An 18,600-nucleotide genomic window follows, 5' to 3' on the forward strand; every position below is an offset into this window, starting at 1 on the left:
TTAGTCAAAAATTCAACAGAAAGGAGGTAAAGTTATGAGTAACAACTTCAAAAAATATGACATTCTACTAGCACATGCTATTATCGCTAAAAATACAGGTCACAAGTTGATAGTCCAAACAGCTGCAGGGCGATACATTGGAGAAGCTTATAATCCTGATAGCTCTGATTATCCTGACGTATCTGCAGTTGCTCAAAACATAAAAGAACTTCGAGTTTCTGAATACGACCCCAAAAATCCAACAGCAATCTTTTTAGTAGATGTTGAAGTTCACACCGATTCAATAGGTGGACCGTTTAAAATGCCATACGTTTGTCTATTTCTAGATCAGATATTGGGTGTTTCGATTGGGAAATTCGAAGATCCGACTGAAGAATAGCATCTTTGTCTATCATAAAGTCTATCGATTGTTTGATAGGCTTTTTTCTTTTCCCACTATACGGATATCGTCTTGGTCTCAATGTTTCTCCTTTCTATTATTTCTTTTTTCGCTCTATGAGCAACAACCTGCCAGGGAGTCGAACCCTGGTGCTACCGATCAGGCTACATTCATTTTGTCCTGCATTCCTGCGAAGGCTGCATCGAAACGAATGTCATCGATTTCGTCTTGAGTGAAACCAGCATCAAGAAGGTAACGCTCTTGACGTTCGATCTCTTCTGGCAACTCTGTCCATCCGAAAGCAAACTGACGGCAGTTGTTCCAGAATGATTCAAGCTGACCATAGAGGAAACGTTCCTCGTATGTGTTTTGAAGCAAGGTTTCTGCAACCACTGCTTTGAAGATGTTGATGGCTTTCTCGTTTAATGTGTTCATGGTGTTTCCCTCCGGTTTGTTTTTCTTATTTCCTTAAGCTTGATTATATTATACTACGAATTAAATCGTATGTCAATGGTTTTATCGATTTTTTTCGTAATTTATTCGAATTTTTTATTTACAAAATCGAAAATAAACGGTATTATATAGTAAAGAAGATAGGAGGAAAAAACATGGCAAGAGGACGAGGGAAATTAACTCCTCAAGATAAAGAGGATATGAAAGTCTTTTCTGCAAATCTTAACTCTATTTTATCTGATAGAAATTGTAAACAAGCTGAGCTGTCTCGAGCAACAGGGATACCGCCTAGCACATTGACAGGATATGTAAAAGGAACTTCTTTGCCAATCCCTGGCAATGTTCAAAAAATTGCTGATTTTTTTGGAGTCCCAAAATCTACTCTAGATCCGAGATTTGTCACTGCTAACCCTGTGGTTTACTCTATCGTGGGAGAATCGAATACACCTAACTATTCCACTTCCTCCATCCAAACCATCTACGATGAACTAAAACCTCCAAGACAAGCCAAAGTCTTGACCTATGCAGAGAGGCAACGGGACGAGCAGAGGAAAGAAGAAACGAAGAAAAACGAAGTATCGGAAGTCATCCAACTTTATAGTTACGACTACTACGACCACCCAGCTTCTGCAGGTACAGGCCAGTATTTGAACGACGTACGAGTTGAACGGATTGAGTTGCCAGTAGATATCGATGCCGACTTTGTCATTCCAATCAAAGGGGACTCCATGGAGCCAGACTATCACGATGGTGATCTGGTATTTATCCAGACCAGTGTGGACTTAAATGACGGAGTTATCGGAGTGTTCAACTACAACGGCGATGCTTATATCAAGCAGCTTGTCATTGACAAAGAACAGGCATACCTACATAGCCTAAACCCAGCGTACAAAGATATGCCAATCACACCAGAGACCGACTTCCGAATTATCGGTGAAGTCGTGGATTTGTATAGAGAGGGATAATATGAGTAGTGAAAGCATACCAATGGAAGTGATTAAACACAACCTAGATTGTCAATGTCATAGACGAAGAGAGTGGATTAGAGTCAATGATAAGTGGCATGCTATCGAGTTTTCGGTAGACGATCCAAATGAACCTCCTATGACCGAAGAAGAAAAAGCCAACGTAGCCTTAATTATTCAACAACACATATCAAAAAAATCCGAATAACAAAAAATTCTCTAAAAACCATGACAAGTGAGATCATGGTTAAAGAGGAATACTTAACATTGTTGGAATGAAAGGAAACTTATATGTCTTACTCATATGTTGCTTTAGATGTTGAAACTGCGAATGATTTTCGCGGTAGCGTTTGTTCTATCGGATTAGTAAAATTTAAAGATGGAAATATTGTTGATACATTTTACACTTTAATCAATCCAGAAGAAGAATTTGATGATTTCAATATTTTCATCCATGGCATTACTCCTGAAGATGTTGTTGATTCACCTACATTTCCAGAAGTAAGGAAGTCCATTGTTGATTTTATTGGTTCTGATATAGTTGTAGCCCACTTTGCACAGTTCGATATGGGAGCTCTTAAGGATGTATACCAAAAATACGAACTGGAGTTTGATAACATAGAATATATTTGTTCATATCGATTAGCCAAGGTTGCTCTCCCTGGACAATTGAATTACAAATTAAAAAGACTGGCTAAAAATTTGAAGATTGAGCTAGACCACCACAACGCTTTATCAGATGCGCGAGCAAGCGGATTGATTTTAGAATATCTACTATCTACTAATTCATTTTCCGATCTCAACGCTTTTTTAAAAGAATTTAGATACAATAAAACTGGCTTACTTGGTCAGTATGGATTTAAAAGGAAAAAAAGTTATCAATACAAGGAAAATCTTATCTATCAGCCAACAGAAGAAGAAAAAGCAGCAATGAATCCAGACCATTACTTTTACGGTTTGTACTTTTGCTTTACTGGAAAACTCGAGCGAATGACTAGAAAAGAAGCTAACAAAGCTGCTGCGTTAGTTGGTGGCATTCCTGAAAAAGGAGTGACCAAAAATACTAATATCTTAGTTGTAGGGGAGCAAGATTGGAGAGTTGTCGGCACAGATGGGTTAAGTAGTAAAATGAAAAAAGCACAAACCTTGTTAGAAAAAGGTCAAGATATTGAAATCATGACAGAAAATGATTTTATAAGATTGCTTGAGGAATAATTAACAAAAAATAAAAAAATCCCCACACTCTCTGACGGCAATCTTGAGTGTGAGGTTTCAACTTTCCATTTTTGACAAAATGAAATATATTTGATAATATATAGTTACTAACCTAGGAGAAATCCTAGTGCAAATAATCCGGTTGGCACAAGCTGCCACGCAGAAACGGTAACTATAAATTTAGTTACCGTTTTTTGTTGAATTAAAAACAAAAAATCCCCACACTCTCCGACGGCCATCTTTGAGTGTGAGATTTCGACCTTCCGTGTGACAAGCAATGGAAAGGATGATAAAAAAATACAGTTCTAGTTTATCATAAATTCTACACCTTTTCTACTATGCGGGCAAGCAATCGAAAAGAAAGGACATTTTATGATAAAAAAATACATTACAAAAAAAGGAGAGACTAGATACCTCTTTCAAACATACCTGGGCATAGATCCAGCTACTGGAAAAGAAAAACGTACAACACGCCGTGGTTTTAAAACCATTAAAGAGGCTAAGGCTGCCGAACGTGACCTTCTCTTAGATGTTGAAGAAAATGGTTTTTCAAACAATGAGGATTTCCAGAACCCTACTTTCGCTGAAGTCGCTGAGTTATGGCTTGATAGCTTTAAAAGTACTGTAAAACCAACAACATATCAGAACGTTAAGAAAAAACTTAATGTTATGATTGACTCATATTTTACAGATATGAAGATTAAGCAGATAAGTGTGGCTTATTGTCAGAAGGTTGCTATAAAGTTAAGCAATCGCTATGTCCTCTATTCCAATTACTACTCTGTTATTAGCCGTATTTTCAAGTATGCCACTTCTCTTGACATCATTAAGTCAAATCCCTTAGACAAGATTATCAAGCCTAAAAATAAACCCTTAAAGGGCAAAGAAAACTACTATACAAAGCAGGAACTGACCGAATTCCTTAAAGTTTCCAAAGCAAATTTTAAACCTGTAGACTACACTTTTTTCCACTTACTCGCTTTTTCTGGCTTGAGAACTGGAGAAGCTATCGGTCTCATGTGGTCAGATGTTGACTTTGAAAATAAACGGTTAAGCATTTCTCGCACGGCTGTCGTGATTGGCAAAAAACAAACTGTTCAGGACCCTAAAACCAAAAGAAGCAAGAGAGTTATCACCTTGAATGATGAAACCCTGAATGTACTGAAGCTCTGGAAACGTCAGCAGATAAAAGAATATTTTCAGGCTGGTGTGCCTTACAAACATGATTCGAATTATATCTTTACGAATGACATAGGGGGATGGCTTCTAGCTGCAACTATGAAAGTGAAGCTTAGCAGATTCTTTTGTAAACACAAAGATCTTAAAAAAATTTCGCCTCACGGTTTTAGGCATACACACGCTTCTCTCCTTTTTGAAGCTGGTGTTGCAGCAAAAATCATTTCAGATAGACTCGGTCACAATAATGTTCAAATCACCCTTGATATGTATACCCACATCAATGATAATCAACGTGTTGAAGTCGTTGACCAGCTCATGGATTTCATCCACTCCAGCTAAAAGTAAAGTCGTATTCAATCTCGTATTCACTTTTGCTTAACACGCTAGAAGTCCACTGGTTTCAAAGGATTAGCAAGCTGTGTACTATTTATGGTATAATGAAAGAATGAAATACCCAAAAATTGATTTAAAAGAAGTTCGTCAACAAGCTAAACAGTTTCAAGCTGAACATCCACGTTTATTGCTTGTCTTTTTATTACCAAGCATTTTCCTGATTCTATCCAGCTTCATAAGTCCGTTATCCCTACTTGATGAGGGGATTCTTGAGCAATCCTTCTTTACTTTTTTGATGAGCTTGATCCAGTCCTCACTCTTTCCTCTAGCAGTTGGATTCACAAGTTCTATTATCCTAGCTGGTGCTCTTTTTACAACCATTAATCTTTACAGAATTTCCGAGATAGAGCTTTCTTTTAAAGATAGTCTGTCCTTACTTGACAATCGCTTCTTCACCCAGACCTTTCTGACTCTCTTGCTCAAGCGTTTCTATCTCTTTTTGTGGAGCATCCCTAATCTTTTTGGAGTCTACTTGCTCTTTTATAGCAGTGCCATGGCTCGTAAATTTGTAGAACTTCATCCCGAATTTCCAGCTGTCGACGTCACCAATTCAGATATCGAACACTTCCTACTTACTTTTGCACTCTACTTCTTTGGTAGCGTCTTTCTGATGATTTTGGGAACCATTGCCTATCTGCCGCAATACTACGCTTATTCCCAAGTAGAGCTGCTCCTATGTGATACCCTTGCAATTGGAATTGCCAAGCCAAGCCGCGTACTCAAAACCAGTCGCTTCCTTATGAAAGGCTATAAGTTCCAACGCTTCGTTCTTGATTTACAGCTACTTCCTTGGTATCTCCTTATCTGGATCAGCTTCGGAATTGCGAGCATCCCTACTTTCCCTTATATCTATAGTAGTCAATTCTTCTTTTATCAAAGATTACTCGAAATCAAGCGGAGAAAAGTTTAATGTGAATGATTAAAACCAGCACCTTCAATAGAAAGTGCTGGTTGTTTTTATTTCAAGAAAAGGATACTCAAGAGTGCTAAGATTGCCGGTCCACCTTGCTTGAAAATGATTTTTTTATCTGCTGTTAAGGCACCATAAGTCGCTGCTCCTATGACAAATAAAACAAAGATTGTTACGATTTCTAAGCTATGTGAGAAATAAATTCCGTAAATAATAAATACCCCAATCAAGGCATTATAAATTCCTTGATTTTTAAACAGTGAGGTGACAGATGGTCGAGTCAACTCTTCCATTTCCATATTAAAGACTCGACTGGTGGCGTCTGATTGGGTTGCCATACTCTCCAAATAAAAGATATAAAAATGTTCGAGGGCAACAATAGTTGCTAAAATAGTAGTAATGATTGACATCGTTTTCTCCTTAAAATTCTATTTTTTCTAATCCTGATACTAGTTTTGTCAACAAAGCTGTCAGGTCTTGCTGCTCAGTAGAGGATAAGATGTTCTCCATCTGCTCCTTCACTCGCAAGTGATGTTTAGGCGGATTGACCAAGAGTTGATTCTTGGCTTCTTGGGTTAATTCAACTAAGACTTCTCGTTGATTGATTGGATTCCGATTGCGACTGACATAGCCTTCTGACTCCAGTATCTTAAAATGACGAGTCAAGGCTGCCTGGTCAATCTGTAACTTCTCCTGAACGGCAATCTGGTTACAGGGTGAGTTTTGTAGTAAAAACTGCAGGATTTGATAGCGGGTCAAACTAATTCCCAATTGTTTCTCAAAAAGTTGAGTGATGGTCTGATCTGTTAAATGGAGCTGGTACAGTAATTCATGCATTTTTAGTATTTTCTCCTTTCTTTTATATTTGATTTATCAATAGTTGACTTATCAAGTATAATACAAATAAATTGACTTTGCAAGTCTTTTGCTTACTCCGTTAAATTAGTCTCCTAGTCACAATCCCTCAAGGCTATGTTTTTCTATTTTATGCCTGGAGTTTATTTACGCTATCTAAGAGTTTGAAAATAAAAAAAGAAGCGGAAACTAAATCAGTTTCCAACTTCTCTCCTATTAGTTCATAGAAACGTGAACGTGGTCATAGTGATTTTCTGTAACGCTACCACGGTCTGGCATTGGATTCCAAGTGTAGGCTGGTCCGTATTTGCTATCGTATGGTGCATAAAAACGTTGTTTCCAGATGATGTAGCTGATGCCTCGGCTAGCCATATTTTGGATAGCATAATCTGCAATTTGGTCTCCAAGAGCAGAGCTTACTGGAACCATAAAGTCAATGGCAAGTCCTTTTCCGTGGTCTCCACTATCTCCTGGACGGTAACCACTAAATGATGTGATTCCGAACAAGTTTGCTATTTCTTCTTTAAAGGCAACCGTTTGTGGCTGAAGACCTGCATTTTCTGATTTTGAAGCTGCAATACTTGCATAATCAGGTGCTGCTGGTGCTGCATAAGTCGCTGATGAACCTTTACTTGCTTCAGCTTGGTAAGTTGATGGTGTTGATTGAGTCTCTGCTACAGTTTCTGTAACTAGTGCTTCTGTTGTAGTCGTTTCTTTCACTACAAGTGTTTCTGCTACCAGCTCTTCTACTGGTGCTGAAACTTCTGCAACAGCTCCTGTTGTTGTTTCTGCTGCAGATTCTTCTGCTGGTGTTGCAACTTCAGTAGTGGTTTCTACTACTGACTCTTCTATCGGTGCTACAACTTCTGTAACAGCTGCTTCTGCGACTGGCTCAGCTACAGTTGTTTCTGCAACTGGTTGAGTTAAATCTTCAACCTGTACAGTTTGGTCATCTACAGTGACTTGGTTGGTTGTCAAATCTGCTGTTGCAGTTGTTCCTTCACCACCTTGAACTACGTCAGGGGTTTGGATTTCAACTTCTGTCACTTCTTCTTTTTCATTTACAGTTGTTGTAAGGACTGTCTCAGGGAAGATCAAATCAATATTGCTGATCTTGTTCAAGTTAGCAAGAACGTTCACATCCACTCCCAAAGCTTCGGCAATGGTACTTAAGGTATCACCATACTGAATCGTATAGCTTGTTTTATTCTCACTCTTGGTAACATCATTTTGAATTTGCTCAACACTACGCGCTGTCCATACTAGTTCTTCTGCTTGAGTTGCCAATACAGGGGCAAGGGACAAGGCTACTGTTGATGCTAAAATAATTCTTTTCTTCATACTATCAAACTCCTTTTCAAATGTAGTACCTGTCTATCATAACACAAAGAAAATAGAAAAAAAGCCCTTTTGGGGCTATTTAACAGAACTGTACATTCGTTGTAACAAATTACATTACTTGAAATAGTTTGTTAGTTTCTTGTCATCAGGCTGACACATTCTTCCTAAAAAAACTCTAGAAGGAAAGCGAACTAATGTCTTCTAAATGCTCTATCTGTTGATTACAAGGTATAGGTGAGGCAAGGAAATTGATACTCTGAATCCCACTATTTTGAGCAAATTCTATATCCAAAGTCCGATCCCCTATATAATAAGTTTGCTGTGGATCTAGTTCATACTTATCTAGAAGATAAATCGCAGCTTCTGGACTAGGCTTCCGAGAAAAGCCACTTTGATTGGTTAAAATCTCTGTGAAATAGTGGGTCAAACCCAAATTCTCCAAAATTGTAAAAGCATTGTCCCCTTTATGGGTATAAACAAACTGCTCAATTCCTTGCTGGTCTGCCCAAGCTAAGATTTCATGCGCCCCCGGCATCAGAACAACTTGAGCATTCTTCTCAGCCAAACTCTGAGCACGAACCTGATTGAGCATATCAGCATCCAAGCCTCTTTCTTCTCCCACCTTTTCCAACAGATCTTGAACGGAAGTTTTTAGAATAAAGGCACGAACCTCAGCCTTATCATAAGGAATGTCAAACTGAGCAAAGGTCTCTTCGATTCCTGCTAAAATAGCCTCATAAGAGTCCAATAAAGTTCCATCTAAATCCCAAATAAATCCAATTTTGTTCATGTGTCATCCTTTCAAAGAGATATATTGCTTATAACGATAGCGCAGGAAGAACCAGCGAAAACCATTATCCAAAAGCGTTCCTGCCCAAATACCAGGCAAGCCCCAACCAAGAACAATTCCCATCAGATACCCTGTTCCGATACGGATACACCACATCCCGATACTTGTCGCATAAAAGGGGAGGCGTGCATTTCCCAACCCTTGCCAGACAGCTGTATAAATGACTGTCCCCGTCGTCATAGGAGTTCCTAGTAGTGAGAACAGCGTCACCAAAACACTGGCTTTAATGGCCACAGGATCACTAGTGTAGAGGTGACTTAGGGGCGTTCCGAGAGCATAGATAGCAAGTGTTAGAGGCAACATAAGAAAGAGGGATAGCCAAAAAGTTTGCTTACTGAGCTTGTCTACCCTTGCCCAATCATTTTCCCCAACTGCTCGAGCTATCTGCATGACTGTTGCTGTAGCGACACCAAAGGCTGGCATATAGTTAAACTGAGTCAAGACTTCACCAATTGCATTTCCTGCGACTGCCTCAGTTCCGAAAGAAACAACCAAGGCAATAATAACCACATCTCCAGCTCGCATCATGAGACGCTCTCCCGCTGCAGGTAAAGCCAAAGTCAGTAAGTCTTTGTCCAGTCCAAAGCTTGGTCTCGTATATGGAAGTTTTAATTGTGACCACAAAATCACAACCCCGATTAAACGAGATAGGATGGTCCCCCAAGCAACACCAGCTATCCCCATATCAAGGATGAAAATAGCGATACTTGAAAAGACAATATTCAAGGCATTGGATAAAAGACTCACATAAAGGGGAAGGCGCGGATTATGGGTGGCGCGAATCAAGGCACCCAAACTAGTCATCAAGCCCAAGAGGACGATTGTCCCACCAACCAAAGCTAGGTATAGTCCACCACTCTCAGCCACAGCCGCTTCTGTCCCCAAAAGACCAATCATCTCTTGACCGGCAAAGATGGACAAGCCCCCTAAAACTAAACTCAGTAGCAGGGTTATCTTGAGCGCTTCTGTCACATGGTAGGCTAGTCTAGACTGGTCCTTCTGCCCCAAACTTTTGGAAATAACACTGGAAATCGCAGCTCCTAGAGCAATAAAAATAGCCTGATAAATGGTGATAATATTACCCGCTACAGACACACCCGAAATGGCTATCAAACCTAGATGGGCTACCAGATAGCTGTCCACCATTCCCATGAGCATCTGCAAGAAATTTTCACCCATGGCAGGTAAAGCTATGTTGAGAATGTCTTTATTTTTCTTAAACAATCCTTCCTCCTGATGAAAAGAAACTCAGTTAGTTGCCCAACCGAGTTTACTTCCTCTGTTTTAAAGTCCTAGATAAGATTCTACTGCAGTCTGCATCTCTGCTGCTGCAACAGTTGTCTTGTGACGAACTGGAGCTGTTTCAAGCCCATCCACTGCTGGTGGCACTGCTACTCCTGAGATTTCATGTAATTGAGCCAAGGCTTCGAAGTCGCTAAGACCTGATTGTCCAGTTACAGCTTCCACAGCAACGACTGGGAATTTGTATGGACTAGCTGTTGACGCAATCACAGTCTTAGTCGCATCACCTGTCGCTGCTTGGTATTTTTTAAATACGGCTGAAGCAACTGCTGTATGAGGATCCTCAATGTAAGAATCTGACTCGTAGACACGCTTAATTTCTGCTGCTGTTTCCGCTTCTGTCGCATACTCTGCTGCAAAGAGGTCAAGAATCTCTGCATCAAAGTCTGTCAATTCATACTGACCTTGAGTGTTCAAGGCGTTCATGAGTTCAGCTGTCTTAACCGCATCATTTCCCAAAAGGTGGAAAATGAGACGCTCCAAGTTTGAAGATACCAAGATATCCATAGACGGACTAGTGGTTACCTTAAACTCACGCTTCTTGTCATAAACACGAGTTTTGAAGAAGTCTGTCAAAACATTGTTGTCATTTGAAGCACAGATCAACTTACCAACTGGTAGACCGATTTGCTTAGCGTAAAAGGCAGCCAAGATATTTCCAAAGTTTCCTGTCGGAACGGTGAAGTTGACCTTGTCACCAGCCTTAATCTCGCCAGTTTTAACAAGCTGAGCGTAGGCATACACATAATAGACAATTTGTGGGACCAAACGGCCAATGTTCATAGAGTTAGCTGATGAAAACTGCAACTTGTTAGCTGCCAATTTTTCACGAAGAGCCACATCGTTGAACATATGCTTGACGTTGGTTTGAGCATCGTCAAAGTTTCCATCGATAGCGATGACATGAGTATTATCCCCAGTTTGAGTGGTCATTTGCAACTCTTGTACCTTGCTGACACCATTTTTTGGATAAAAGACGATAATTTCAGTTCCAGGAACATCCGCAAATCCTGCCATGGCAGCTTTCCCAGTGTCCCCAGATGTCGCTGTCAAAATGACAATCTTGTTTTCCAAGCCATGTTTCTTGGCAGCTGTTGTCATAAAGTATGGCAAGATAGACAAGGCCATATCTTTAAAGGCAATGGTTGAACCGTGGAAAAGTTCCAAGTTGTATTGGCCATCAAGTTTGACAAGAGGAGCAATAGCTGGTGTATCAAACTTGCTGTCATAGGCGTTGGTGATACAGTAGTCCAACTCCTCTGCTGTAAAGTCATCCAAGAAAGCTGACAAGACAAGCTTAGCCACTTCTTGGTAAGAAGCATCTTTTAATGTTTCAAAATCCAAATCTACCTTTGGATAGCTAACTGGAGTAAACAAACCTCCATCAGTTGCCAAACCTTGCAAAATCGCTTGGCTGGCTGTTACGGTATTTTTTGCGTCTCGCGTTGATTGATAAACTAATGTCATAAATCTCTATCCTTTATCTATAGTCTCATCCATTATAACATGATTTTTCAGGAAATTCTTCCTTTATAAGAAAATTATAGAGTCAATTTTTCTTTCAAAGGCTCTAAATAGCTCATTTCTTGCTGACCTCTCATTTCAAGACCTTGCTCTGCTATTGCTAGCAAGTCTTTGGAGAACTGGACAATCCCAGCTGTCTCCTCGTCTGAAAGCTGTTTCTTAGAAAACTGACGTCTCAAAGATTTGTAGTCACGACTAAATCTCTCAAAGAAAGGAGCTGTCTCTAGGTAAGCTTCAAGCTTGTCTAGATTCACCAGCAAACCTAGATGAAAGGCAGCCGACGCAAAAGTACGGTCTAGTAGCTGTGTACAAACACTACGAAATTCGACCGTTCCTCTAGTCGTCAAGTCTTGATATTGGTAACTACGGTGCGTTTGAAAATCCTTCTCTTGAGGGACAAGCAGAGTTTCTTTTCCATTTAGAGTATAGGCAAAAATTTCATCAGTAGCTAGGTAATCTCTAGCCCGAATCGGAGAAAAATAGTAGGTTTCCCCATCTCGTTCTGCTGTAAAAATCGCAGAGCGGTCGAGATAATCAAAGAAATCATCCTCATCTTTGAAGAGTCTGGCATTGACACCAACATTCTCTGGATAAATCCCATGCATGGAGTCTTCCCAAAAGATATCTCGTGAAATCTGAGTATCCCAGTCTGCTCCTGAAAACTCAGAATTGGCAAATAAGAAAGCTTTGGCTGCCTCAAGCTGAGTGAAAGCATTGATAACTCGTAAGTAGTTTGACTTCGAGACATCTAACTGAACTTGACTCCCACAGATAAATGCACCATAGGCTGGAAAGTCATGCAAAGAAACGGACTCCTGATTGTTGCCCATCTTCAGATAGTCCATCAACATCTGGTAACGCTGATAAGCGACAGGCAGATTATCATTGATATTCCAGTTAGGATGAATCCCCCAACCCTGAATCGCATGATCCTTTTCCCCAAGCTTTTCCTGAATCACCTTCATATAAGCTTGAAAGCGTTGGTCGATCTCTTGGATATTCCGAGCTCGACCAAAGGCAAACTCAAGTGTTGTGTAGGAAACCTCAAACAAAATACGATCTTGACTCACCGGTTCTACAAGCTGAATCGGATTTCCATCCTGGTCCTCCTTTTCAACTTCCAGACTGAGAGCGTCAACTAAAAAACGCATCAATTCCTTGCTGACTTCAATATCTGTAGGTTGGCCTTTCGTATGAACGATAGGAAACTCCAACTCAATACCGATGTAGAGCTCTGGATTTTCTTTGATATTCTTTAAATAGCGGTCTTTTAATAACTGAACTGAAGGGGACATACATACCTCTCATTCTAATTTCTCATACTAGAAAACAAATTACTCTCTATTATATCAAAAAGTCCTAGAGAAGGGCCTTAGAAAGTCTGTTTCAAGCTCGCTCCCTAGATTTAAGACCAAATAACTTCCTCTTTATATGGAATTTTATGACAAGACGTCAGATATCATTGTTCAATTTTCACAGTCTCATCAACTGGTTAAGCGATTACATATGTTTTTGCATCAAATCCCTTGTACTATATTAAATATAGTGATACAATTCACATATAGACAAAAAAGAGGGCAGTTCAAATTCGACTTCACTTGAATCATGAGTCAAGGCAAGCCCCTTTTCCTCTGCACCTCAACTACTAACCAAGGAGGATAGCTATGAAAGCTGTTGTTGTAAATCCAGAAAGCACTGGTGTTGCTATTGAAGAAAAAGTGCTCCGTCCGCTCGAAACTGGGGAGGCACTTGTTGAAGTTGAGTACTGTGGTGTTTGCCACACAGACCTCCACGTTGCCCATGGTGACTTTGGAAAAGTTCCAGGACGTGTTCTCGGTCACGAAGGTATCGGTATCGTCAAAGAAGTTGCTCCTGATGTTAAGAGCCTAAAAGTTGGCGACCGTGTTAGTGTTGCTTGGTTCTTTGAAGGTTGTGGCAAATGTGAATACTGTACAACTGGGCGCGAAACTCTTTGCCGCACAGTGAAAAATGCTGGCTACTCAGTTGATGGTGGTATGGCAGAACAATGTATCGTAACTGCAGATTATGCTGTTAAGGTTCCAGAAGGTCTCGATCCAGCCCAAGCTTCTTCAATTACTTGCGCTGGTGTTACTACCTACAAGGCTATCAAAGAAGCAAAAGTTGAACCAGGCCAATGGGTTGTACTCTATGGTGCTGGAGGGCTTGGTAACTTAGCTGTTCAATATGCTAAAAAAGTATTCAACGCTCACGTTATCGCAGTAGATATTAACAACGATAAACTTGCTCTAGCTAAAGAAGTTGGTGCTGATATCGTGATTAATGGTCTTGAAGTCGAAGATGTTCCAGGTCTTATCAAAGAAAAAACAAACGGTGGTGCTCACTCAGCTATCGTAACAGCTGTATCAAAAGTTGCCTTCAACCAAGCAGTTGACTCTGTTCGTGCAGGCGGTCGTGTAGTAGCTGTCGGACTCCCTTCAGAAATGATGGATCTAAGCATTGTCAAAACAGTTCTTGACGGTATTCAGGTCATCGGTTCCCTTGTTGGAACACGTAAAGATTTGGAAGAAGCCTTCCAATTTGGTGCTGAAGGTCTCGTTGTTCCAGTCGTTCAAAAACGTCCTGTCGAAGATGCCATTGCTGTCTTTGATGAAATGGCTGCCGGTACCATCCAAGGCCGCATGGTTCTAGACTTTACCCATTAAGATAAATAATAAATGCCAAAACGAGGTAGGGACAGAAAATCCCACCTCGTTTTTTTAGCAATAATACTCTTCGAAAATCAAATTCAAACCACGTCAGCTTCGCCTTACCGTACTCAAGTACAGCTTGCGGCTAGCTTCCTAGTTTGCTCTTTGATTTTCATTGAGTATAACATTTTGATACGACAACTAATTGGACTTGGGGCATTTTTTAGATGCCCAAGAGCACTAGTGAAGAAAACGTCATTTTTCTAGACAAATTCTACAAGCAAACAGCGGATTGTTGAAACATCAGGGACCCGGACTAGAAAGTCGTGAGTTAATTCATCGATCTCTGCCCACCCATTTTTTATATTAAATTTTTTTACCATTTTATAGACGATTTTACAAAAAGTTTATATATCAATATCTGTAAAGATAAAGCTTTGAGATTTTTTTCACTCTTTATTATAATTAGTTGCTTTTTTTCTGAAAACGATTTATACTTAAGGAGTCTTAAAGTTTTCTTAAACTAAGAGTCAAACATTTTATAAGGAGGAATGACAATAATGAGTATCGGAATCATTATTGCGAGTCACGGCGAATTTGCCGCGGGTATTCATCAGTCAGGATCTATGATCTTTGGTGAACAAGAAAAGGTTCAAGTTGTAACCTTTATGCCAAACGAAGGTCCAGATGATTTATACGCCAAGTTCAACAATGCTGTGGCTGCATTTGACGCAGAAGATGAGGTTCTAGTCTTGGCTGACCTTTGGAGTGGTTCTCCATTTAACCAAGCTAGCCGCGTAATGGGAGAAAATCCTGAGCGTAAATTTGCCATCATCACAGGACTTAACTTGCCGATGTTAATCCAAGCCTACACCGAGCGCCTGATGGACGCTAATGCCGGAGTGGCTAAAGTTGCTGCGAACATCATTAAAGAAGCCAAAGATGGCATCAAGGCGCTTCCAGAAGAGCTAAATCCAGCTGAGGAAGTTGCAACTGGAGCAACTGCTGCAGCTGCTCCAGTTGCCCAAGCCGCTATTCCAGAAGGAACAGTTATCGGAGACGGTAAATTGAAAATCAATCTTGCACGTCTTGACACTCGTCTCCTTCACGGACAAGTAGCAACTGCTTGGACACCAGATTCAAAAGCTAACCGTATCATCGTTGCTTCAGATAACGTTGCTAAAGATGACCTTCGTAAAGAATTGATCAAACAAGCAGCTCCAAACGGAGTGAAGGCTAACGTTGTTCCAATCCAAAAATTGATTGAGGTTGCAAAAGACCCTCGTTTTGGTGAAACACATGCCCTTATCTTATTTGAAACACCACAAGATGCCCTTCGTGCTATCGAAGGTGGTGTGCCAATCAAAACTCTTAACGTTGGATCAATGGCTCACTCAACTGGTAAAACAATGGTCAACAACGTATTATCAATGGACAAAGACGACGTTGCTACGTTTGAAAAAATGCGTGACCTTGGTGTTGAATTTGACGTACGTAAAGTACCAAACGACACTAAAAAAGATTTGTTTGACTTAATTAGCAAAGCTAATGTTCAATAATTAAAACTAAATAGAAAAGGAATAAAACCATGTCAGATATTTCATTCATTTCTGCTATCTTGGTTGTAGTTGTTGCCTTCTTCGCAGGTCTTGAAGGTATCCTCGACCAATTCCAATTCCATCAACCAATCGTAGCATGTACCCTTATCGGTCTTGTAACTGGTAACCTCGAAGCAGGGGTTATGCTTGGTGGATCTCTTCAAATGATCGCCCTTGGTTGGGCTAACATCGGCGCTGCCGTGGCTCCTGACGCTGCCCTTGCCTCTGTTGCTGCTGCAATCATCATGATCAAAGGTGGTAACTTTACTACTGAAGGTATCGCAGTCGCAACTGCAACTGCTATCCCTCTTGCCGTAGCTGGTCTTTTCTTGACTATGATCGTTCGTACCATCTCAGTTGGTTTGGTTCACACTGCAGATAACGCTGCTAAAGAAGGAAACATTGCTGCTGTTGAACGCGCTCACTACTTTGCCCTTGCTCTTCAAGGTCTACGTATTGCTATCCCAGCTGCACTCTTGCTTGCAATGCCAACTGAAGCCGTTCAAAGCGTATTGAACCTTATGCCAGAATGGCTTAAAGGTGGTATGGCTGTCGGTGGTGCTATGGTTGTTGCCGTTGGTTACGCTTTGGTTATCAACATGATGGCTACTCGTGAAGTATGGCCATTCTTCGCAATCGGTTTTGCTCTTGCAGCAATCTCTCAATTGACTTTGATTGCCCTTGGTGTCATCGGTGTTGCCCTTGCCTTCATCTACCTCAACCTTTCTAAACAAGGTGGAAACGGTGGTGGAGGAGCTGCAACTTCTAACGATCCAATCGGTGATATCCTAGAAGACTACTAGAAAGGGGAACAATCATGGCTGAAAAAATTCAATTATCAAAATCAGATCGCCAAAAAGTTTGGTGGCGTTCACAATTCCTTCAAGGTTCATGGAACTACGAACGTATGCAAAACTTGGGTTGGGCTTACTCTTTGATCCCAGCTATCAAGAAACTTTACACTAAAAAAGAAGACCAAGCTGCTGCTCTTGAGCGTCACCTTGAGTTCTTCAACACTCACCCATACGTAGCTGCTCCAATCATGGGGGTTACTCTTGCACTTGAAGAAGAACGCGCAAACGGTACTGAAATCGATGACGCTGCTATCCAAGGTGTTAAGATTGGTATGATGGGACCTCTTGCTGGTATCGGTGACCCAGTCTTCTGGTTTACAGTACGTCCTATCCTTGGTGCCCTTGGTGCATCACTTGCTGCAACTGGTAATATCGTCGGACCACTTCTCTTCTTCTTTGGATGGAATGCAATCCGTATGTCTTTCCTTTGGTATACACAAGAGTTTGGTTACAAAGCTGGATCTGAAATCACCAAAGACATGTCAGGTGGTATCTTGAAAGACATCACTAAAGGAGCTTCTATCCTTGGTATGTTCATCCTTGCCGTTCTTGTACAACGTTGGGTATCCATCAACTTCACTATCAACCTTCCAGGTAAACAATTGTCAGAAGGTGCCTACATCGTCTTCCCAGAAGGTCCTGTTACAGGTGGAGAATTGAAGGGTATTCTTGGTCAAGCACTTAGTGGTATGAGCTTGGATAGCGTTCAACCACAAACGCTTCAAGGTCAGTTGAACTCATTGATTCCAGGATTGATGGGACTTCTCCTTACTTTCCTTTGCATGTGGTTACTTAAGAAAAAAGTATCTCCAATCACAATCATCCTTGCTCTCTTTGCAGTTGGTATCGCAGCTCGTTTCTTCGGTATCATGTAATCTCGGTGAGAATGTACAAACAAAAAAAGAATCAGGTTCATCACCTGATTCTTTTGGCTCTTTGTCAAATAGTGTTGATGAAGAACCTAATGAAAAAAGAATCCAACAAAAATTGGACTACCTGTCTCCGGTTGAATTCCGAAGACGGTAGCCCTAGGGTGTTTTTATTAAATTCTCACTTTTTGGGGTCAGTCCCTAAGCCTGATAATAGTTTCTTGTTCATACTATTCTCCTTTAGTCATTTACTACTTTAAGTTGCATTGCTTTAGCTACTTCTTCTGCCTTTGATCCCTTAGGTGTATGGATTTCTACATCTGGGTTACAGTTATCCACAAAATAGAAGTATTCTGTAATTTCTGTTACACTTGCTGGAATTGTAATAGATTTAATTGATGATGTCCCCCAGAATACTAATGTTCCAATACTCTTTGTTCCTTCTGGGAATACAACTGATTCTAATGAACTGTCAGAGTTGAAAACATCATCTTCTACTGTTTCTATTGACTTACCAAAGTGGACATACTTTAACTTATTGTCAATCGTAAACGCACCTTTTCCAATATATCGTACTGTATCTGGTAAAACGATTGCCTCACAATGTTTCAAGTTCGCAAGACCACGTTCTCCAATTGCGATAACAGGTTTACCTTTAATTTCCTTTGGTACACGAACAACCTTATCGTCAGAAGTACAACTATAGATGACATAACCTTCTTCCCATAAATATACGCATGTTAATATATTAATATCTTTAAGGATTTATAACTATAGTTCCTTAATTTTCCCAGTAAAAAAACGAAAGGCACCACAAGTTATTTATGTGTTTTCTTTAAACGATTCATGTACTTCTGTCGCAACTTCTCACCCGCCTTTAATTGCGGTTGCGATAGATTGAGGACCTAAATATGCATCCCCTGTTATTAGTTCATTTCTATTGTATTCTGATGTTGACCGAAAGTCAAATTTTTACCTTTCATCTAGAACACTAAAGTCTACTTTTGTTCAATTGCTGCAACGACAAGGTCACATGGAATAATATGTTCACTACCTGCCACTTCATGCGTTGATCTTCTTCCACTTTCATCTGATTCACCAAGTTCCATTGTAATAACCTTTACACCAGTTACTTTCCCACTCTCATCACGCAATACTTCTTTAATATTCTCTAAGAAATGGAATGTAACACCTTCATTGTGTGCATCTTTGATTTGTAGTGTAGCTTCTAGTATATTGTTCAT

Annotated in this window: 20 protein-coding genes; 10 read left to right on the forward strand and 10 right to left on the reverse strand. The window is 40.3% G+C overall.

What is annotated here, in order from left to right; all coding sequences use genetic code 11:
• Window positions 1-34: 34 nt before the first annotated feature.
• Window positions 35-379: a hypothetical protein gene (locus RRU92_RS00850; RefSeq protein WP_049549209.1), complete on the forward strand. Its 345-nt coding sequence runs from the start codon at window positions 35-37 to the stop codon at window positions 377-379.
• A gap of 159 nt (window positions 380-538) precedes the next feature.
• On the opposite strand, the gene RRU92_RS00855 is transcribed toward RRU92_RS00850, so the two are convergent.
• Window positions 539-814: a hypothetical protein gene (locus RRU92_RS00855; RefSeq protein ID WP_315639978.1), complete on the reverse strand. Its 276-nt coding sequence runs from the start codon at window positions 812-814 to the stop codon at window positions 539-541.
• 173 nt (window positions 815-987) lie between these two features.
• Here RRU92_RS00855 and RRU92_RS00860 point away from each other — a divergent pair, with 173 nt between their 5' ends.
• From RRU92_RS00860 to RRU92_RS00880, 5 genes are all read left to right on the forward strand, one after another.
• The gene (locus tag RRU92_RS00860; protein WP_315639979.1) at window positions 988-1,797 is read left to right on the forward strand and encodes an XRE family transcriptional regulator; all 810 of its coding nucleotides are present in this window, start codon (window positions 988-990) and stop codon (window positions 1,795-1,797) included.
• 1 nt (window position 1,798) lies between these two features.
• Window positions 1,799-2,005: a hypothetical protein gene (locus RRU92_RS00865; protein WP_315639980.1), complete on the forward strand. Its 207-nt coding sequence runs from the start codon at window positions 1,799-1,801 to the stop codon at window positions 2,003-2,005.
• An 83-nt stretch (window positions 2,006-2,088) separates the two neighbouring features.
• Entirely contained in the window at window positions 2,089-3,012 is a 924-nt protein-coding gene (locus RRU92_RS00870) for an exonuclease domain-containing protein (protein ID WP_315639981.1), read from the forward strand.
• A gap of 372 nt (window positions 3,013-3,384) precedes the next feature.
• Window positions 3,385-4,530, forward strand: a complete 1,146-nt coding sequence (locus RRU92_RS00875) for a site-specific integrase (protein WP_315639983.1) — start codon at window positions 3,385-3,387, stop codon at window positions 4,528-4,530.
• A 106-nt stretch (window positions 4,531-4,636) separates the two neighbouring features.
• On the forward strand, window positions 4,637-5,494 hold the full coding sequence (locus tag RRU92_RS00880; protein WP_075228139.1) for a DUF975 family protein: 858 nt from the start codon (window positions 4,637-4,639) through the stop codon (window positions 5,492-5,494).
• 47 nt (window positions 5,495-5,541) lie between these two features.
• On the opposite strand, the gene RRU92_RS00885 is transcribed toward RRU92_RS00880, so the two are convergent.
• The 7 genes from RRU92_RS00885 to RRU92_RS00915 form a co-directional block, all read right to left on the reverse strand.
• Window positions 5,542-5,904, reverse strand: coding sequence for a DUF1304 domain-containing protein (locus RRU92_RS00885; protein WP_315639987.1), 363 nt, complete (start codon window positions 5,902-5,904; stop codon window positions 5,542-5,544).
• A gap of 10 nt (window positions 5,905-5,914) precedes the next feature.
• Entirely contained in the window at window positions 5,915-6,331 is a 417-nt protein-coding gene (locus tag RRU92_RS00890; protein WP_410530759.1) for a MarR family winged helix-turn-helix transcriptional regulator, read from the reverse strand.
• A 234-nt stretch (window positions 6,332-6,565) separates the two neighbouring features.
• Window positions 6,566-7,690, reverse strand: coding sequence for a LysM peptidoglycan-binding domain-containing protein (locus tag RRU92_RS00895; RefSeq protein WP_315639989.1), 1,125 nt, complete (start codon window positions 7,688-7,690; stop codon window positions 6,566-6,568).
• A gap of 175 nt (window positions 7,691-7,865) precedes the next feature.
• Entirely contained in the window at window positions 7,866-8,480 is a 615-nt protein-coding gene (locus RRU92_RS00900; protein ID WP_315639990.1) for an HAD-IA family hydrolase, read from the reverse strand.
• Window positions 8,481-8,483: 3 nt separating this feature from the next.
• Window positions 8,484-9,764 (reverse strand): MATE family efflux transporter, encoded by a 1,281-nt coding sequence (locus tag RRU92_RS00905; RefSeq protein ID WP_315639991.1) that lies wholly within the window; start codon window positions 9,762-9,764, stop codon window positions 8,484-8,486.
• Window positions 9,765-9,824: 60 nt separating this feature from the next.
• Window positions 9,825-11,309 carry a threonine synthase gene (gene thrC, locus RRU92_RS00910; RefSeq protein ID WP_315639993.1) on the reverse strand — a complete coding sequence of 495 codons (1,485 nt, stop codon included), beginning with the start codon at window positions 11,307-11,309 and terminating at the stop codon, window positions 9,825-9,827.
• A gap of 74 nt (window positions 11,310-11,383) precedes the next feature.
• Complete coding sequence (locus tag RRU92_RS00915; RefSeq protein ID WP_315639995.1) at window positions 11,384-12,661, reverse strand: gamma-glutamylcysteine synthetase; 1,278 nt, start codon at window positions 12,659-12,661, stop codon at window positions 11,384-11,386.
• A 369-nt stretch (window positions 12,662-13,030) separates the two neighbouring features.
• Here RRU92_RS00915 and adhP point away from each other — a divergent pair, with 369 nt between their 5' ends.
• From adhP to RRU92_RS00935, 4 genes are all read left to right on the forward strand, one after another.
• Window positions 13,031-14,050, forward strand: a complete 1,020-nt coding sequence (gene adhP, locus RRU92_RS00920; protein ID WP_315639997.1) for an alcohol dehydrogenase AdhP — start codon at window positions 13,031-13,033, stop codon at window positions 14,048-14,050.
• A gap of 545 nt (window positions 14,051-14,595) precedes the next feature.
• On the forward strand, window positions 14,596-15,594 hold the full coding sequence (locus RRU92_RS00925) for a PTS sugar transporter subunit IIB (protein ID WP_315639999.1): 999 nt from the start codon (window positions 14,596-14,598) through the stop codon (window positions 15,592-15,594).
• 29 nt (window positions 15,595-15,623) lie between these two features.
• Window positions 15,624-16,436 (forward strand): PTS mannose/fructose/sorbose transporter subunit IIC, encoded by an 813-nt coding sequence (locus tag RRU92_RS00930; protein WP_315640001.1) that lies wholly within the window; start codon window positions 15,624-15,626, stop codon window positions 16,434-16,436.
• A 14-nt stretch (window positions 16,437-16,450) separates the two neighbouring features.
• Window positions 16,451-17,362, forward strand: a complete 912-nt coding sequence (locus RRU92_RS00935) for a PTS system mannose/fructose/sorbose family transporter subunit IID (RefSeq protein WP_315640003.1) — start codon at window positions 16,451-16,453, stop codon at window positions 17,360-17,362.
• A gap of 234 nt (window positions 17,363-17,596) precedes the next feature.
• On the opposite strand, the gene RRU92_RS00940 is transcribed toward RRU92_RS00935, so the two are convergent.
• Together RRU92_RS00940 and RRU92_RS00945 are read right to left on the reverse strand one after the other, a co-directional pair.
• The gene (locus RRU92_RS00940) at window positions 17,597-18,016 is read right to left on the reverse strand and encodes a leucine-rich repeat domain-containing protein (protein ID WP_223339927.1); all 420 of its coding nucleotides are present in this window, start codon (window positions 18,014-18,016) and stop codon (window positions 17,597-17,599) included.
• 338 nt (window positions 18,017-18,354) lie between these two features.
• A complete protein-coding gene (locus RRU92_RS00945) occupies window positions 18,355-18,600 on the reverse strand; it encodes a hypothetical protein (RefSeq protein ID WP_004238875.1) in 246 nt (81 codons plus the stop codon).

The organism is Streptococcus sp. DTU_2020_1001019_1_SI_AUS_MUR_006, from assembly GCF_032340315.1.
Lineage (GTDB): Bacteria > Bacillota > Bacilli > Lactobacillales > Streptococcaceae > Streptococcus.

Bases quoted from the DNA above. Each gene is read 5' to 3' on its own strand.
- RRU92_RS00890 (WP_410530759.1), bottom strand. From the start codon at position 6,331: ATGCATGAATTACTGTACCAGCTCCATTTAACAGATCAGACCATCACT.
- RRU92_RS00930 (WP_315640001.1), top strand. From the start codon at position 15,624: ATGTCAGATATTTCATTCATTTCTGCTATCTTGGTTGTAGTTGTTGCC.
- RRU92_RS00870 (WP_315639981.1), top strand. From the start codon at position 2,089: ATGTCTTACTCATATGTTGCTTTAGATGTTGAAACTGCGAATGATTTT.
- adhP (WP_315639997.1), top strand. From the start codon at position 13,031: ATGAAAGCTGTTGTTGTAAATCCAGAAAGCACTGGTGTTGCTATTGAA.
- RRU92_RS00935 (WP_315640003.1), top strand. From the start codon at position 16,451: ATGGCTGAAAAAATTCAATTATCAAAATCAGATCGCCAAAAAGTTTGG.
- RRU92_RS00865 (WP_315639980.1), top strand. From the start codon at position 1,799: ATGAGTAGTGAAAGCATACCAATGGAAGTGATTAAACACAACCTAGAT.
- RRU92_RS00915 (WP_315639995.1), bottom strand. From the start codon at position 12,661: ATGTCCCCTTCAGTTCAGTTATTAAAAGACCGCTATTTAAAGAATATC.
- RRU92_RS00880 (WP_075228139.1), top strand. From the start codon at position 4,637: ATGAAATACCCAAAAATTGATTTAAAAGAAGTTCGTCAACAAGCTAAA.
- RRU92_RS00885 (WP_315639987.1), bottom strand. From the start codon at position 5,904: ATGTCAATCATTACTACTATTTTAGCAACTATTGTTGCCCTCGAACAT.
- RRU92_RS00945 (WP_004238875.1), bottom strand. From the start codon at position 18,600: ATGAACAATATACTAGAAGCTACACTACAAATCAAAGATGCACACAAT.
- RRU92_RS00860 (WP_315639979.1), top strand. From the start codon at position 988: ATGGCAAGAGGACGAGGGAAATTAACTCCTCAAGATAAAGAGGATATG.
- RRU92_RS00855 (WP_315639978.1), bottom strand. From the start codon at position 814: ATGAACACATTAAACGAGAAAGCCATCAACATCTTCAAAGCAGTGGTT.
- RRU92_RS00895 (WP_315639989.1), bottom strand. From the start codon at position 7,690: ATGAAGAAAAGAATTATTTTAGCATCAACAGTAGCCTTGTCCCTTGCC.
- RRU92_RS00850 (WP_049549209.1), top strand. From the start codon at position 35: ATGAGTAACAACTTCAAAAAATATGACATTCTACTAGCACATGCTATT.
- RRU92_RS00925 (WP_315639999.1), top strand. From the start codon at position 14,596: ATGAGTATCGGAATCATTATTGCGAGTCACGGCGAATTTGCCGCGGGT.
- thrC (WP_315639993.1), bottom strand. From the start codon at position 11,309: ATGACATTAGTTTATCAATCAACGCGAGACGCAAAAAATACCGTAACA.
- RRU92_RS00900 (WP_315639990.1), bottom strand. From the start codon at position 8,480: ATGAACAAAATTGGATTTATTTGGGATTTAGATGGAACTTTATTGGAC.
- RRU92_RS00875 (WP_315639983.1), top strand. From the start codon at position 3,385: ATGATAAAAAAATACATTACAAAAAAAGGAGAGACTAGATACCTCTTT.